Annotated in this window: 11 protein-coding genes; 8 read left to right on the top strand and 3 right to left on the bottom strand. The window is 69.8% G+C overall.

Features of this window, described 5'->3' with window-relative positions; all coding sequences use genetic code 11:
• The first annotated feature begins 89 nt into the window (after nucleotides 1–89).
• Entirely contained in the window at nucleotides 90–479 is a 390-nt protein-coding gene (locus SFB74_RS07320; RefSeq protein ID WP_369659419.1) for a RidA family protein, read from the top strand.
• 12 nt (nucleotides 480–491) lie between these two features.
• Here the strand turns inward: SFB74_RS07320 and SFB74_RS07315 are convergent, their stop codons facing one another.
• Entirely contained in the window at nucleotides 492–1,091 is a 600-nt protein-coding gene (locus SFB74_RS07315) for an ATP-dependent Clp protease proteolytic subunit (protein WP_432731891.1), read from the bottom strand.
• Between the two features lie 108 nt (nucleotides 1,092–1,199).
• On the opposite strand from SFB74_RS07315, the gene SFB74_RS07310 reads away from it, so the two are divergent.
• On the top strand, nucleotides 1,200–1,967 hold the full coding sequence (locus SFB74_RS07310) for a sigma-70 family RNA polymerase sigma factor (RefSeq protein ID WP_432730111.1): 768 nt from the start codon (nucleotides 1,200–1,202) through the stop codon (nucleotides 1,965–1,967).
• Here SFB74_RS07310 and lolD read toward each other — a convergent pair.
• Together lolD and SFB74_RS07300 are read right to left on the bottom strand one after the other, a co-directional pair.
• Nucleotides 1,964–2,641 carry a lipoprotein-releasing ABC transporter ATP-binding protein LolD gene (gene lolD, locus SFB74_RS07305; RefSeq protein WP_432730110.1) on the bottom strand — a complete coding sequence of 226 codons (678 nt, stop codon included), beginning with the start codon at nucleotides 2,639–2,641 and terminating at the stop codon, nucleotides 1,964–1,966. The genes SFB74_RS07310 and lolD overlap by 4 nt on opposite strands.
• On the bottom strand, nucleotides 2,634–3,890 hold the full coding sequence (locus tag SFB74_RS07300; protein ID WP_132796925.1) for a lipoprotein-releasing ABC transporter permease subunit: 1,257 nt from the start codon (nucleotides 3,888–3,890) through the stop codon (nucleotides 2,634–2,636). The genes lolD and SFB74_RS07300 overlap by 8 nt, the downstream gene beginning before the upstream one ends.
• 55 nt (nucleotides 3,891–3,945) lie before the next feature.
• Between SFB74_RS07300 and SFB74_RS07295 the strand changes: the two genes are divergently transcribed.
• From SFB74_RS07295 to SFB74_RS07270, 6 genes are all read left to right on the top strand, one after another.
• Complete coding sequence (locus SFB74_RS07295; RefSeq protein ID WP_432730109.1) at nucleotides 3,946–4,914, top strand: hypothetical protein; 969 nt, start codon at nucleotides 3,946–3,948, stop codon at nucleotides 4,912–4,914.
• Nucleotides 4,911–6,632: a single-stranded-DNA-specific exonuclease RecJ gene (recJ, locus tag SFB74_RS07290; RefSeq protein WP_432730107.1), complete on the top strand. Its 1,722-nt coding sequence runs from the start codon at nucleotides 4,911–4,913 to the stop codon at nucleotides 6,630–6,632. The genes SFB74_RS07295 and recJ overlap by 4 nt, the downstream gene beginning before the upstream one ends.
• Before the next feature lie 187 nt (nucleotides 6,633–6,819).
• Nucleotides 6,820–7,656 carry an SDR family NAD(P)-dependent oxidoreductase gene (locus SFB74_RS07285; protein WP_432730106.1) on the top strand — a complete coding sequence of 279 codons (837 nt, stop codon included), beginning with the start codon at nucleotides 6,820–6,822 and terminating at the stop codon, nucleotides 7,654–7,656.
• Nucleotides 7,657–7,786: 130 nt separating this feature from the next.
• Nucleotides 7,787–8,941 carry a diguanylate cyclase domain-containing protein gene (locus SFB74_RS07280; RefSeq protein WP_432730105.1) on the top strand — a complete coding sequence of 385 codons (1,155 nt, stop codon included), beginning with the start codon at nucleotides 7,787–7,789 and terminating at the stop codon, nucleotides 8,939–8,941.
• 208 nt (nucleotides 8,942–9,149) lie between these two features.
• Nucleotides 9,150–13,301 (top strand): WGR and DUF4132 domain-containing protein, encoded by a 4,152-nt coding sequence (locus SFB74_RS07275; protein ID WP_432730104.1) that lies wholly within the window; start codon nucleotides 9,150–9,152, stop codon nucleotides 13,299–13,301.
• 70 nt (nucleotides 13,302–13,371) lie between these two features.
• Nucleotides 13,372–14,514: an ATP-binding protein gene (locus SFB74_RS07270; RefSeq protein WP_432730103.1), complete on the top strand. Its 1,143-nt coding sequence runs from the start codon at nucleotides 13,372–13,374 to the stop codon at nucleotides 14,512–14,514.
• Nucleotides 14,515–14,541: the final 27 nt, after the last annotated feature.

The following is a 14,541-nucleotide window of genomic DNA, read 5'->3' as shown; positions in this document are numbered from 1 at the left end:
AAATAGATTTTCAAATCAGATGGATACTCGCGGCTCGTTTCCGCTCTTTCCGCTTCTTCTCTTTCCCTTTCATCACACAAGGAGTTCCCATGCCCCTCGAATACCTCGGCGCCCCGCCCCTGGCCTCCGACCGCCAGGTCCGCCCCTTCTCCCCGGCCGTGCGCGCCGGCGACTTCATCTATGTGTCGGGCCAGGTGCCGGTCGACAAGAACGGCGAACTCGTGGTGGGCGGCATCGAGGCGCAGACGCGCCAGGTGATGGAGAACATCAAGACCGTGCTCGCGCTGGCCGGCGCCACGCTCGACGACGTGTGCAAGAGCACCTGCTGGCTGCAGGACGCGCGCGACTTTGGTGCCTTCAACCGCATCTACATGAGCTATTTCGGTGAAAACAAGCCGGCGCGCTCGACCACCGAGGCCCGGCTGATGATCGACGCGCGCGTCGAGATCGACGTGGTGGCCTACAAGCCCAAGGCCTGATCCGGCGCTCGGTCAGCCTTTCAGCTCGGTCTTGCGCTGGATGATGCGCGAGACCAGCCCGTACTCCACAGCCTCCTCGGCCGAGAGCCAGCGGTCGCGCTCGATGTCGGCCAGCACGATGTCGATGGGCTTGCCGGTCTCGCGCGCGATCTCGTGCGCGATGCGCTGGCGGGCCTTGATGATTTCCTGCGCCTGGATGGCGATGTCGGTCGCCTGCCCGCCCGCGCCGCCGCTGGGCTGGTGGATCAGGAATCGCGTGTTGGGCAGGCACACCCGGCGCTCGCGCGGCGCCGCCAGGAACAGGTGGGTGGCCGCGCTGCCCACCCAGCCGGTGCCGATCATGTTCACCGGCGCGCTGATGAACCGCACGATGTCATGGATCGCATCGCCCGACTCCAGGTGCCCGCCGGGCGAGCTCACGAGGATGTCGATGGGCTTGTCGGGGCTGTCGGCGTCCAGCGCGATCAGCCGGCGCGTCACGTCGGCGGCCACCGAATCGCTGATGGCGCCGAAGATCAGCAGCGTGCGCGACTTGAACGCCTTTTCCTCCAGGTAGGAGTTGCGCGGCTCGGCGGTGGCTGCGGGCTTGGTGTCGTCTTCGTCGGATTCCATCGAGAACATGGGCATGGTGGGCTGCATGAAGAAAGCTCCTTTGGTTGGACTGTCTTGACGAACAAGCCCACAGTTTCGTGACATTGCTGGCTATGGCAAGCTGCGCCGATGCTCGATGAACGCTACCTCTCGCAATTCCCGGCGCTGCGCGGCCGGCTGGTTCGCGCGGCGGCGCGCATGCTCGGCGGCCCGGCCGACGCCGAGGACGTGGTGCAGGACAGCTACCTGCGCGCGCTGGAAGCCGGCGACGGGCCCGGACCCGACTCGGTACAGGCCTGGCTGACGACCGTGATGCAGAACCTCGCGATCGACAGGCTGCGGCGCGACGGCTGGATGCAGCGCTGGCTGCGCGATGCCGAAGGGCTCGCGCCCCAGGCGCCGTCGGCGGAGACCGAGGCGGCGCAGGCCGAATCCATCGAACAGGCCTTGCGCCTCATTGCCGCCAGGCTCTCGCCGGCCGATGGCGCCGCGGTGCTGCTGCGCGAGGTCTTCGAAGCCAGCTTCAGGGAAATCGCCGAGGCCGCCGGCAGGACCGAGGCGGCCTGCAGGCAGCAGCTGCATCGCGCATTGCTGCGGTTGCGTCAGGAAAAGGACCGGGACGAAGCCGGATCATCATCGGACGCGGTCTTCCACGTCTACCGGCAGGCGCTGCAGGACTGCGATGCGCGGGTGATGTTCGCGATGCTGAGGCAGCCGCCCGCGCGGGCCTTGTCGATGTCGGCGAGCGTTTCCGCCGGAACGCCGCGCACCGTCTGCCAGGTGGTGCAGATGGGTGGCCGGCTCGGACTGGTGCTGACGCTGGGCGGGAAGGTCCTGTGCGTGCTGCCGCTCGGTGAGCAGCGGCAGGAAGAAGAAGAAACGGAAGCGGCCGTCTAGCCCGCCAGCCGTCCCGCCACCAGCTGCAGCACCCGGTCGCAGCGCTTCGCCAGGTCCTGGTCGTGCGTGACCATCACGAAGGCGGTGCCGTGCCGGTGCGCGAGGTCGAGCATCAATGCGAACACGGTGTCGGCCGTGCTGCGGTCGAGGTTGCCCGTAGGCTCGTCGGCCAGCACGCAGGCCGGCTCGGTGACCAGCGCGCGCGCGATCGCCACGCGCTGGCGCTCGCCGCCCGAGAGTTCGGCCGGACGGTGGTGCAGGCGCTGGCCCAACCCCACGCTCTCGAGGATCTTCGCGGCCGACTGCGCGGCCGCGTGAGGCTCGGTGCGGCGGATCTTCAGCGGCATCGCCACGTTGTCGAGCGCGCTGAACTCGGGCAGCAGGTGATGGAACTGGTAGACGAAGCCCAGGTGCTGGTTACGCAGCCTGCCCTGCTCCGCCGGATCGGCGTGCGCGATGTCCTTGCCCAGCAACTCGACCTTGCCGGTGGTGGGCTCGTCGAGCCCGCCCATCAGGTGCAGCAGCGTGCTCTTGCCGGAGCCGGAGGCGCCGACGATGGCCAGCGTTTCGCCGGCGTGCACGTCGAGGTCGATGCCGTGCAGCACGGTCAGGTCGAGCCTCCCCTCTTGGAACCGTTTCGTCAGTCCACGGGCCTTCAATACAACTTCACTCATAGCGCAGGGCTTCGGCAGGGTTCACGCGGCTGGCGCGCCAGCTCGGGTACAGCGTGGCGACGAAGGCCAGCACCAGGGAAATGATCGCGATCGGCACGATGTCGCTTTGCTGCGGATCGCTGGGCATCTTGCTGATCAGGTAGATGTCCTTCGGCAGGAAGCTCGCATGGAAGAGCTGCTCCAGGAAGGGCACGATCACGTCGATGTTGTAGGCGATGCCCAGGCCCAGCAGCAGGCCGGCCACGGTGCCGATCACGCCCACCATCGCGCCCTGCACCACGAAGATGCCCATGATGCTGCGCGGCGAGCTGCCCAGCGTGCGCAGGATGGCGATGTCGGCGCGCTTGTCGGTCACGGTCATGACGAGCGTGGAGACCAGGTTGAAGGCCGCCACCGCCACGATCAGCGTGAGGATGATGAACATCATGCGTTTCTCGACCTGCACGGCCGCGAACCAGGTCTTGTTCTGGCGCGTCCAGTCGCGGATGAGGAATTCGCCCGGCAGCGTGACTGCGAGCTGGTCGGCCACGTCGCGCGCCTCGTTGAGGTTCTTGAGCTTCAGGCGGATGCCGGTGGGGCCTTCGAGGCGAAACACCTTGGCGGCATCCTGCTCGTGCACCATGGCCAGCGCGGAGTCGTACTCGTAGTGGCCCGAGTCGAAGGTGCCGACCACGGTGAACTGCTTCAGCCGCGGTACCACGCCCGCCGGCGTGACCTGCCCGCCCGGGGCCACCAGCGTGACCTGGTCGCCCGGCTGCACGAAGAGCGAACGCGCCAGCTCCGCCCCCAGCACGATGCCGAACTGCCCCGGCACCAGCTTGTCGAAGGTGCCCCGCGAGGCGATGCCGTTGATGTCGGTCACCTCGGGTTCGAGCTTGGGATCGATGCCGCGCACCAGCGTGCCCTTCATGTCCTCGCCGCGCGCGATGAGCGCCTGGGTGTTGATGAAGGGCGCCGCGCCGACCACCTCGGGGTGCTTGCGCGCCGCCGCCATGATCTGGTCGAGCTGCTGCAGCGCCTGACCGTCGCGCGAGAAGATCTCGATGTGCGACACCACGCCGAGCATGCGGTCGCGCACTTCCTTCTGGAAGCCGTTCATCACACTGAGCACAATGATCAGCGCCGCCACGCCCAGCGCGATGCCGAGCATCGAGACACCGGAAATGAAGGAGATGAAGCCGTTGCGCCGCGTAGCCCGTCCTGCGCGCGTGTAGCGCCAGCCGAGCTGCAGTTCGTAAGGAAGTCGCATAGGGTCGGAATTGTGGCATTCCGGATGGCCCCGAGCCTTCCCGGACAATAAGGGGATGGCCGAAACCTCCCCACGCCAATTACTGATCCCCTTCGCCGGCCGCGGTTCCCCGTCGTGCCACGCGGCCCTGTCCACGCTTCGGCTCCCCAATCTCGAAAACCTGCTCACGCGGCTGACCCTCGCGGACACCGACACCCAGGACGAAAGCACGCGCTCGCCTCCGCATGAACGCGCGCTGGCGCAGGCGCTGGGCATCGCCTCGCCCGACGGCTGCATCCCCTGGGCCGCGCTGGAAGCGCACCGGCTGGGCATCGCCGCGCCCGGCGACACCGAGGGCTGGGGCATGGTCACGCTGTGCAACTGGCAGGTCGGCATCGACGACGTGGTGTTGGGCGACCCGGCCTCCATCGAGATCGATGCCACCGAATCGGCCGCCTTGCTCGCAGCCGCGCGCCCCTTCTTCGAGGAAGACGGCATCGCGCTGCACGCCTCGCCCGTGCCCGGCCGCTGGCTGGCGCGCGCCGGCATCTTCGACGGGCTGGCCACCGCCTCCATCGACCGCGCGGTGGGCTACCCGGTCTCGCAATGGTCGCCGCTGGCAGACGCCGCTCGGCCGCTGCGCCGGCTGCAGAACGAAATGCAGATGCTGCTCTACACCCAGCGAGTGAACGACGAGCGCACCGCGCGCGGCGTGCCGCCGATCAATTCCTTCTGGCTGGCCGGCACCGGCGCCCTGAAGAATGAAGCCGCGCAACCGGCGACGGCGCCGACCGTGAACGGCACCCTGCGCACGCCCGCCGTGCGCGACGACGGCATCGGCTGGGCCGCCGCGTGGCAGGCGCTCGACGCCGGCCCGCTCGCCGCCCTGCTGGCCGAATACACGCGTGGCGCCAACGACGTGTCGCTCACGCTGTGCGGCGACCGCGCCTCGCAGCGCTACACCGTGCAGCCGCGCGGCCTGGCGCGCTGGGCGAAGAGCCTGTTCGAGCGCAAGCAGGCGGCCACCGTGCTGGAGGCGCTATGAAAATCGTAGCTCGGGACATTCCGCCGCGCACCGTCTGGGCGCTGGAACAGGCCGGCGTGCATCCGCTGCTGGCAAGGCTTTTCGCCGCGCGCGGCGTGCGCGCCAAGGAAGAACTCGACGACGGCCTCGCGCTGCTGCTGCCGCCCGACACCCTGCACGGCACCCGCGAAGCCGCCGCCCTGCTGGCCGACGCCATCGCGCAGGACAGGCGCCTGTGCATCGTCGCCGACTACGACTGCGACGGCGCCACCGCCTGCGCGGTCGGCGTGCGCGGCCTGCGGCTGCTGGGCGCGAAGAACGTGAGCTACCTCGTGCCCGACCGCGTGGTCGACGGCTACGGCCTCACGCCGCCGATTGCCGAGCGCGTGGCCGCGAGCGGCGCCGACATGCTCATCACCGTCGACAACGGCATCGCCAGCGTCGAGGGCGTGGCCGCCGCCAAGGCGCGCGGCCTGCAGGTGCTGGTGACCGACCATCACCTGCCCGGGCCCGAACTGCCCTCGGCCGACGTGCTGGTCAACCCCAACCAGCCCGGCTGCGGCTTCGAGAGCAAGAGCATCGCCGGCGTCGGCGTCATGTTCTACGTGCTGCTGGCGCTGCGTTCGGAGCTGCGCAGGCGCGGCGTGTTCGACACGGCCAGCCAGCCGAAGCTCGATGCGCTGCTGCCGCTCGTGGCGCTCGGCACGGTCGCCGACGTGGTGCGGCTCGATGCCAACAACCGCCGCCTCGTGGCGCAGGGCCTGCGCCGCATCCGCGCGGGAAGCATGCCGGCCGGTGTCGCGGCGCTCTTCAAGGCGGCCGGGCGCAATGCGTCCGTGGCAACCACCTTCGACTTCGGCTTCGCTCTCGGCCCGCGCATCAACGCCGCGGGCCGGCTGTCCGACATGACGCTGGGCATCGAATGCCTGCTGACCGACGACGCGGGTCGCGCCGAAGAACTCGCGCGCATGCTCGACGGCATCAACCGCGAGCGGCGCGACATCGAGGGCGGCATGCGCGACCAGGCGCTGTTGCTGGCCGAGTCGCTGTTCGCCGCCGACGGCGAAGGCATCGAGGCCCCGCCGCCCGCCATCAGCGTGTTCGACGCGGGCTTCCACGAAGGCGTGGTCGGCATCGTGGCATCGCGCATCAAGGACCGCTTTCACCGCCCGACCTTCGTCTTCGCCGCGAGCGGCGCGCCGGGCAAGGAGCAGGAGCTGAAAGGCTCGGGCCGCTCGATCCCGGGCTTCCATCTGCGCGACGCGCTCGACCTCGTGGCCAAGCGCCACCCCGGCGTGCTGCTGCGCTTCGGCGGCCACGCGATGGCGGCGGGCTGCACCGTCGCGCGCGAGCACTTCGAGATTTTCGAGAAGGGCTTCGCGCAGGTCGCTCGCGAACTGCTGGCCGAATCCGCGCTCACGCGCCAGATCGAGACCGACGGCCCCATTGCACGCGAGTACATGCGCATCGACCTCGTCGACACGCTGCACCGCGAGGTGTGGGGCCAGGGCTTCGCGCCGCCGACTTTCAGCGAAGAAGTGGAAGTGGTCTCGCAGCGGCTGGTGGGCGAAAAGCACCTGTCGCTCAAGCTCAGGCACCAGGGCCAGCCCATCGACGCGATGTGGTTCAGCCACACCGAGCCGCTGCCGCCGAAGGTCAAGCTGGCGTTCCGGCTCGACGCGGACGAATGGCAGGGCGTGCGGCGGCTGCGCTTTCTGGTCGAGGGCGCGGAGTTCTAGAAGAAAGTTCCAGCAGAAAAGCCTCGAGCGAAAAGGCGGGGAAAAGGCGGGCCCTCGATCGCAAGCCATGACGGGCGCGCGGTCGGGACGGATTCCTACGCATGCGTCGGGCGGTCGTTCTACGGTGGACTTGAACAACCACCGCTGCGATGAGACGAACTTCATCGTCGACCTCAAGGAGAACGACATGCAGACCACAGACATCCACCCCGACGACCGCCTGGACAACCGCCCCCTTGCCGTGGTGACCGGAGCCTCCTCCGGCATCGGCTTCCAGCTCGCGCTGCTCGCCGCGCGCAAGGGTTATGACCTGCTGATCGGTGCCGACGAGCCGCTGGCGCAGGCCGAGACCGAGCTGCGCATGCTCGGCGCCAACGTGTTCTCGGTGCGAGCCGACTTCGCCACGCGCGACGGCGTGGACACGCTGCTGGCCGCCACCGAAGGCCGCCTCGTGGCCGCGCTGTTCGCCAACGCCGGGCACGGGCTGGGGCACGGCTTCCTGGACCAGGATTTCCACGACGTGCAGCACGTCATCAACACGAACATCACCGGCACGATCTATCTGGTGCAGTGCGTGGGCCGCCGCATGCGCGAGGCGGGCCGGGGGCGCATCCTCATCACGGGCTCCATCGCGGGCTTCCAGCCGGGAAGCTTCCAGGCGGTCTACAACGGCAGCAAGGCCTTCATCGATTCCTTTGCGATGGCGCTGCGCAACGAGCTGAAGGGCACGGGCGTGTCGGTCACCTGCCTGATGCCGGGCGTGACCGACACCCACTTCTTCGCGCGCGCCGACATGCTCGACACGCGTGTCGGCCAGCAGGAGCACAAGGCCGATCCGGCCGAAGTCGCGCGAACCGGCTTCGACGCGATGATGCGCGGCGAAAGCGGCGTGATCGCGGGCTGGCGCAACAGGATGCAGGTGGCGCTCTCGCGCGTGATGCCCGCGCCCAGGCTGGCCGAGCAGCATCGCAGGATCGCCGAGCCCGGCAGCGCACAGCCGCAGCATGCCCGGCCTTTCGTCTGAGTTTCAGCACCGGGCGGTAGGATCGGCGATCCGCACCGAGCCGCCCGATGCAGCCCAGCACCAGCTTTCTTTCAGCCAGCCGCAGTAGCGGCCCCCGCAACCTTCATTGCCGTCGCAAATGTCCGGCGGCATGAGCCAGGGCCTGCTGGCCGGACTGATGGTCTGCGGCCTCGTGCTGCTGCAGGTGTCGGGCGCGCGAATGCACGGCTGGTACGTGCTGGCCTGCGGCTTCGCTCTGGCAGCCTTCACGGGGCTCGACCGCTTCGCGCCCGACGGGCCGCTCGCGCACTGGGCCGCGCTGGCGCTGGTGCTGTGGGCCGCATGCCGGCTCGAATTCGCACGGCAGTTGCTGCGGCTGTCGCGGCTTACGCCGCGTCTTGACCGGACCGCCCTGGGGCTTCTCGCCGCGTTGGCGCTTGCCGCGCTGTACGCCGCCATCGAGACCAGCCTGCCCTGGATTTTTCGCGTGCTGCAGGCGCTGATCGCCGCCTCCACGGTGATCCTGGTGGTGGCCGCGCTGGCGGTGCGCCGCCGCACGCCGTGGCCAGTTTTGCTCTTCTGCGCTGGCGCGGTGCTGCTGCTGGCGGGCGTCTCGGCCGCCCATCTTCCCGCCTGGGGCGGACAGCCCTGGACGCCCGGCCACGCGAACCTCGCGCAGGCCGCGGTGATCGTCGAACTCGTGCTGCTGGCACTGGCCGCCGGCGCGCGCATCCGGGCCGAGAGAGCGCAGGAGGCCCGCGCGCAGGCCCTGATGGCGGCTCCAGGAATCGACGCGCTCACGGGCGCCGCGAGCGAGGCCAGTTTCGAGTTGCGCGCCGAGGAATGGCTGCGCGAGGACCGCACCTTCTCCCTGATGCTGATCGGCCTCAACGGCTTCGACGCCGTGTACGAGCGGCACGGCCGCGCGGGCGGCGACGTGGTGCTGGCGGCCATCGCGCACCGGCTGCGCGAGCAGGTGCGCGCGGACGACATGATCGCCCGGCTCGGCGCCGACAGCTTCGCGATCCTCCTGGTCGGCAGTCCGCCGCGGCAGAAGCTCGCGGAAATGGCCATCCGCATCGAGACCGCCGGCGCGAGGCCGGTGGCCTACGAGGGCCGGCTGCTCGCGGGCGGCGAACTCAGCATGGGCATCGCCTGCCATCCCGGCGACGGCGACACGCTCACCAGCCTGCTCGAAGCGGCCGAACGCGCGCTGCAGCACTGCAACCGGCAGCGCATGGGCCCGGCCTATGCCTTCGCGGGCGAACTCGGGCAGCGCCAGCAGGCCGGCGGCGCGGCCTCGTGAATGATTTTTTCGTACCCGCGTCGCATCGCCCGGTGCCCGAAGCGAAATCTTCTTGCCGCCAGGCGCCCCGCGAGGGCAAAGCCTTCATGCCGGCCCCTTATCCTCGGCGGCGAACCCAGCGGAAGGAATGAGCCGCGCGCCCGTCGCAAGGGCCCGCAGCCGTCGTTGCCGACCGCACTTCATCGATTCACAGGAGGACGTTTTTTCCATGCGCCGTTTTGAACTGATCGAAGGAACCGCCAGCAAATTCTGGGAAATCGAGCAGGCAGACACCGAACTCAACATCCGCTGGGGCCGCATCGGCACCGCGGGCCAGAGCCAGACCAAGTCTTTCGCCGACGCCACCAAGGCCTCGGCCGCGCTCACCAAGCTGGTGACCGAGAAGACCGGCAAGGGCTACAGCGAGGTCGGCGTGGCCGCAGGCACGGCCATCGGCAAGACCGAGGCGAAGCCGAAGGCAGAGACGACACCCAAGGCGGACAAGGCGGAAACCGTCGCACCAGCAGCGCAGGAGCCCGCCGCGGCAGCTGCTCCCGCAGCCCCCGCCGAGAGCATCGACGCGCAGGCAGAGCGCGCCTTCGAGGCGGTGCGCGCGCAGATGGAGGCCGACCAGATCGCGGCCACGGAAGTGATCACGGTCGCCGTACTCAAGCGCCAGCACGGCGTGAGCGAACAGGGCGCCGCCCTCGCCTTCAAGCGGCTGCGCAACACCGGCCTGCTGTACGGCTGGGGCACCAGCTGCACGCCCGCGAAGAACGCGCAGGCCCTCGCGAAGGAACTGGGCGCCGCCGCGCAAGCCTCGACGCCTGCTCCCGCCGGCGCAGAGCTGGTGGCCGCGAGCGCCGACACCCCGCCGTGGCTCGCGGCCGGCACGCCCGTGCGGCTTTCGCCCGAGATGCAGCGCGAAGCCTTTCCCTCGCGCCGCTTTCCGGCCAAGCCCTTCGAAGAGCTGCCTAGCGCCGGCGCGGCATGGCTGCCGGTGCGCCGCAAGCTGGAGCTCAACGTCAACATGACGGGCACCGATGCCGCGCTGCGCACCGCCGCCCAGCGCATGATCGACCGCAGCACGCAGCCCATTCCCGCGCCCGATGCCGAGGCCGACACCGTGCTGCTGGCGCTCGCGCTGGGCACCGGCGGCAGCTACAACACGAGCGAGATGGGCGAGACGGTGGTGACCTACCTCGTCAAGCAATACGGGCTGCCGGACACCATCGACATGGTGCTCGCCGCGCAGCAGATCGAGGTGCAGTCCGCCTACGACCGGGCGACGAAGAAGCACCAGTACAGTTTTTCCGCCACCGTCACGCGCCAGATGGGCAGCTCCTACTACGGCCCGCTGGGAGCCGGCGAGCAGGCGCTGCGCGCACACCTGTCGCTGGCCGCGCCCGAGGTCTGGCAGGACTGCCGCGACCGCATCGAGGCCGGCCTGCCCAAGGTGCACCCGATGCGCCAGCCGGCGCTCGCGATGCTGCTGCCCGACGCGCCCGAGATCTCGAACGCGCTCGTGCACACGCTGGCCGCCGACAAGTCCGCGCCCGAGACCATGCACTGGCTGCAGCTCACGGCCACCGACCCCGACGCCGTCGCGCTGGCCGCGAAGGTGCGCCTGAGCTATTCGTCCGGCTTCTGGGGCAGCGGCTCCATGACGAGCACGATGGTGCAGGAGCGCGGCGTGGACGCCGTGGCGGTGCTGGAGCGCGGCGCCGCGAACGACCACGCGGGCGATGCGCTGGCCTGCATCGGCACGCCCGAGGCCGTGCAGGCGCTGGCGCGCGTCGCCGGCAGCTCGAAGCAGGCGCTGGCGCGGCTGGCGCTGGCCGTCGATCGCTGGCCGATGGCGGCGATTCCGGCGCTGTCGCGGCTGGTCGCGGCGGGCGGCAAGGACGCCAACCTCGTCACGCCCAGCCTCACGCGCCTGCTGCGCGCGCATGGCGCCGCGCTGCCGGCACTGCGGCCGTGGCTCGACGCGGGCGCGCAGGCGGTGATCGACAAGCAGCTCTCGCTGCTCGCCGGCCCCACCGAAGTGGCCGACGCGAGCGAACTGCCTGGCGTGCTGGCCGCGCCGCCATGGCTCGCCAAGGTGCAGAAGAAGGCCGCCGGCGCGCTGGTGCTGGAGCCGCTGGCCGTGGCGCCGGTCGAGCAATGGGCCGAAGGCAAGCGCGAAAGCGCCCTGCGCCTGAACTCGTGGCAGACCGGCCGGCATGACGCCGCCGCGAAGAACGTCGAGACGCTGCTGGACGAGCTGGGCTTCGACAAGGGCCGCAAGAGCCTCGTGCCTTTCGCCAAGACCGCCGCAGCCGCCATCGCCGCCGGCAACGCCGAGGGGCTCGTCACGAGCTGGCGCGAGATGGTGGCCGAGCGCAAGAAGGACCGCTACTACTGGTTCAGCTTCCACGCGAGCTTCGTGCCGCTGCTGCCGGCGCCGATCGGCATCGCGTTCTGGAACGCCGTGGCAGGCGAAGCCGAGAGCGACGACATCGGCCGCATCCTCGCCACCCACGGCCTCGCCGTGCTGCCCGGCTTGGTGGCGATGGTGCGCTCCAAGCCCACCGACAACCTCTCGTACGCGCTGTACTACGGCGCCGCCGAACTGGCCATGCCGGCCGCGCGCGCCTTCGCCAAGCTCAAGACGCTTCGCGCCGAAGGCCGCGAATGGCTGCTGAAGTACCCCGAGCACACCGCCTGCGGCCTGATCGCGCCCGCATTGGGCAAGGCCGGCGAGGCGCGCGACTGCGCAGGCTCCGCCCTGCGCCTGCTGCAGGCCAACGGCCACGAGGCGCTGCTGCTCGAAGTGGCCGGCCGCTACGGCAAGCCCGAGGTGGTGGAAGCCCTGCGCGCGGTGCTCGAGGAAAGCCCGCTCGACCGCTTCCCCACGCGACGCTCGAAGCTGCCCGAATTCTGGCAACCGCGCGGCTGGCGCCGGCCCACGCTGAAGAACGGCAAGGCGCTGCCCGACGACGCGCTCGATCACCTGGGCCAGATGCTGACCTTTCCGACCAACGAGGAAATCTACGGCGGCATCGCGGTGGTCAAGGAAGCCTGCGACGCCGGCTCGCTCGCCGAATTCGCCTGGGACGCCTTCACCGCCTGGCTCGAAGCCGGCGGCCCGAGCAAGGAAGGCTGGGCGCTCACCTCGCTGGGCTTCCTCGGCAACGACGACACCGCGCGCAAGCTCACGCCCTTCATCCGCGCATGGCCCGGCGAATCGGCGCACGCGCGCGCGGTGACCGGCCTCGACGTCCTGGCGGGCATCGGCAGCGACGTGGCGCTGATGCTGCTCAACGGCATCGCGCAGAAGGTCAAGTTCAAGGGCCTGCAGGACAAGGCGCGCGAGAAGATCGACGCCATCGCCGAGGCGCGCGGCCTGAGCACCGAGGAACTCGAAGACCGGCTCGCGCCCGACCTCGGCCTCGACGAGCAGGGCACCATGCGGCTGGACTTCGGTCCTCGCGCCTTCAAGGTGGGCTTCGACGAGACGCTCAAGCCGTATGTGCGCGAGACCGGTGCCGACGGCGTGGACGGCGCGCGCCTGCCCGACCTGCCCAAGCCCAAGAAGACCGACGACGCCGAGCTGAGCAAGGAAGCCGTCGAGCGCTTCAAGCTGCTCAAGAAGGACGCGCGCACCGTCGCGAGCCAGCAGCTGCTGCGCCTCGAGGTGGCGATGTGCGCGCGCCGCCGCTGGACGCCCGACGTGTTCCGCACCTTCCTTGTCGAGCATCCGCTGGTGCGCCACATCGTGCAGCGGCTGATCTGGGGCGTGTACGAGGTGGCGGGCGGCGGCAGCTACGGCGGCACGCTGAAGGCCTGCTTCCGCGTGGCGGAGGACGGCAGCTACACCACGGCGGAAGACGATGCCTTCGAACTGCCCACCGGCGACAACCTGCGCATCGGCGTACCGCACGCGCTCGACCTCCCGGCCGCCGACGCCGCGGCCTTCGGCCAGGTGTTCGTCGACTACGAACTGCTGCAACCCTTCGCGCAGATCGGCCGCGACATCTACACGCTGACCGACGACGAGAAGAAGAGCCTGAAGCTGGAACGCTGGAAGGACGTGAAGGTGCCCACCGGCCGCGTGCTGGGGCTGGCCAACAAGGGCTGGCGCCGCGGCCAGGCGCAGGACGCCGGCTGCATCTGGTATTTCAGCAAGCCGCTGGGCACCAGCCGCGTGATCGAGCTGAGCCTGGACCCCGGCATCATCGTCGGCATGGTGGACGAATACCCCGAGCAGACGCTGGGCCAGGTGCAGGTGGGCAAGCCCTCGGGCTGGGGCGACATGAGCGAGGCCGAGGAGCTGCACCTGCTCGACCCTATTTCCGCCAGCGAACTCATCCGCGACATGGAAGGCCTGCGAGCGGCATGAGGCTCGTCGCCCGCGGCCGGGCAAGCCGGCCGCGCGGTGCTCCCGAACATTGACCCGACCGATTTCAAAGATGGCCACATCGAACAAGTCCAAAGACGCTGCCGCGACGGCGCAGCAGCAACTCCAGCGCCCGCCGGCCGAGATCCTGTACGCCGCGCAGCTCGCACGGCTGCAGGCACAGGACAAGGACCCGCGCCCGCCCGGCTGGGTGCTGAGCCTGAAGGCCGCGCGCTCCTTCATCCTCGGCGACACGGCGCTGGACATCGCGCCGAAGATCGTCGCGCCGGTGGCCAGCATCGAGCGCATGCTGGTCACGCTGGCCACGGGGCGCGGGCTGATGCTGGTGGGCGAGCCGGGCACGGCGAAGTCGATGCTCTCGGAGCTGCTGGCCACCGCCATCTCCGGCATCTCGACGCTCACCATCCAGGGCGGCGCATCGATCACGGAAGACCAGATCAAGTACGGCTGGAACTACGCGCTGCTCATCAACGAAGGCCCGAGCCCGCGCGCGATGGTGCCGGCGCCGCTGTACCTGGGCATGCAGCAGGGCCAGGTGGTGCGCTTCGAGGAAATCACGCGCGCGCCGCTGGAAGTGCAGGACTGCCTGCTGGGCATGCTCTCCGATCGCGTGATGGCCGTTCCCGAACTCTCGGGCGAGCACGGCATGCTCTATGCGCGCGAGGGCTTCAACATCATCGCCACCGCCAACACGCGCGACCGCGGCGTGAACGAGATGAGCGCCGCGCTGAAGCGGCGCTTCGACTTCGAGACGGTGTTTCCCATTCTCGACTTCGACCGCGAGTTGGCGCTGGTGCAGGAGTCTTCCGCACGGCTGCTCGCTCAGAGCGGCATTCCGAAGACGGTGCCCGCTCCCGTGCTGGAGCTGCTGGTGTCGACCTTCCGCGACCTGCGCGGCGCGCCCGCCAAGGGTGATGGCGGCAACGGCGGCAGCGACGCAGCCATGGACCGCCTCACCGCCGTGATGTCCACCGCCGAAGCCGTGAACGTGGCGCACGCGGTGGGCGTGCGTGCATGGTTCCTCGAGCAGCGCGAGGGCTCGCCGGCCGACCTGGTCGACTGCATCGCCGGCACGGTGGTGAAGGACAACGCGGACGATCGCGCGAAGCTGCGGCGCTACTTCGAGCAGAAGGCCGCCAAGCGCAGCGGCACCCACTGGCGCGCCTACTACGAAGCCCGCCACCGACTGCCCTGATATGAGCAACCCCCCAGGCTTCGCGCA

It is taken from the genome of Variovorax xiamenensis (assembly GCF_050916385.1).
GTDB lineage: Bacteria > Pseudomonadota > Gammaproteobacteria > Burkholderiales > Burkholderiaceae_C > Variovorax.
The sequence above is the reverse complement of the archived record's forward strand: the minus strand, read 5'-3'. Positions and strand labels throughout refer to the sequence as shown.

Coding starts and splice junctions, on each gene's coding strand:
- SFB74_RS07295 (WP_432730109.1), top strand. CDS start 3,946: ATGGCCGAAACCTCCCCACGCCAATTACTGATCCCCTTCGCCGGCCGC.
- SFB74_RS07320 (WP_369659419.1), top strand. CDS start 90: ATGCCCCTCGAATACCTCGGCGCCCCGCCCCTGGCCTCCGACCGCCAG.
- SFB74_RS07275 (WP_432730104.1), top strand. CDS start 9,150: ATGCGCCGTTTTGAACTGATCGAAGGAACCGCCAGCAAATTCTGGGAA.
- SFB74_RS07270 (WP_432730103.1), top strand. CDS start 13,372: ATGGCCACATCGAACAAGTCCAAAGACGCTGCCGCGACGGCGCAGCAG.
- SFB74_RS07310 (WP_432730111.1), top strand. CDS start 1,200: ATGCTCGATGAACGCTACCTCTCGCAATTCCCGGCGCTGCGCGGCCGG.
- recJ (WP_432730107.1), top strand. CDS start 4,911: ATGAAAATCGTAGCTCGGGACATTCCGCCGCGCACCGTCTGGGCGCTG.
- SFB74_RS07280 (WP_432730105.1), top strand. CDS start 7,787: ATGAGCCAGGGCCTGCTGGCCGGACTGATGGTCTGCGGCCTCGTGCTG.
- SFB74_RS07315 (WP_432731891.1), bottom strand. CDS start 1,091: ATGGAATCCGACGAAGACGACACCAAGCCCGCAGCCACCGCCGAGCCG.
- lolD (WP_432730110.1), bottom strand. CDS start 2,641: ATGAGTGAAGTTGTATTGAAGGCCCGTGGACTGACGAAACGGTTCCAA.
- SFB74_RS07285 (WP_432730106.1), top strand. CDS start 6,820: ATGCAGACCACAGACATCCACCCCGACGACCGCCTGGACAACCGCCCC.
- SFB74_RS07300 (WP_132796925.1), bottom strand. CDS start 3,890: ATGCGACTTCCTTACGAACTGCAGCTCGGCTGGCGCTACACGCGCGCA.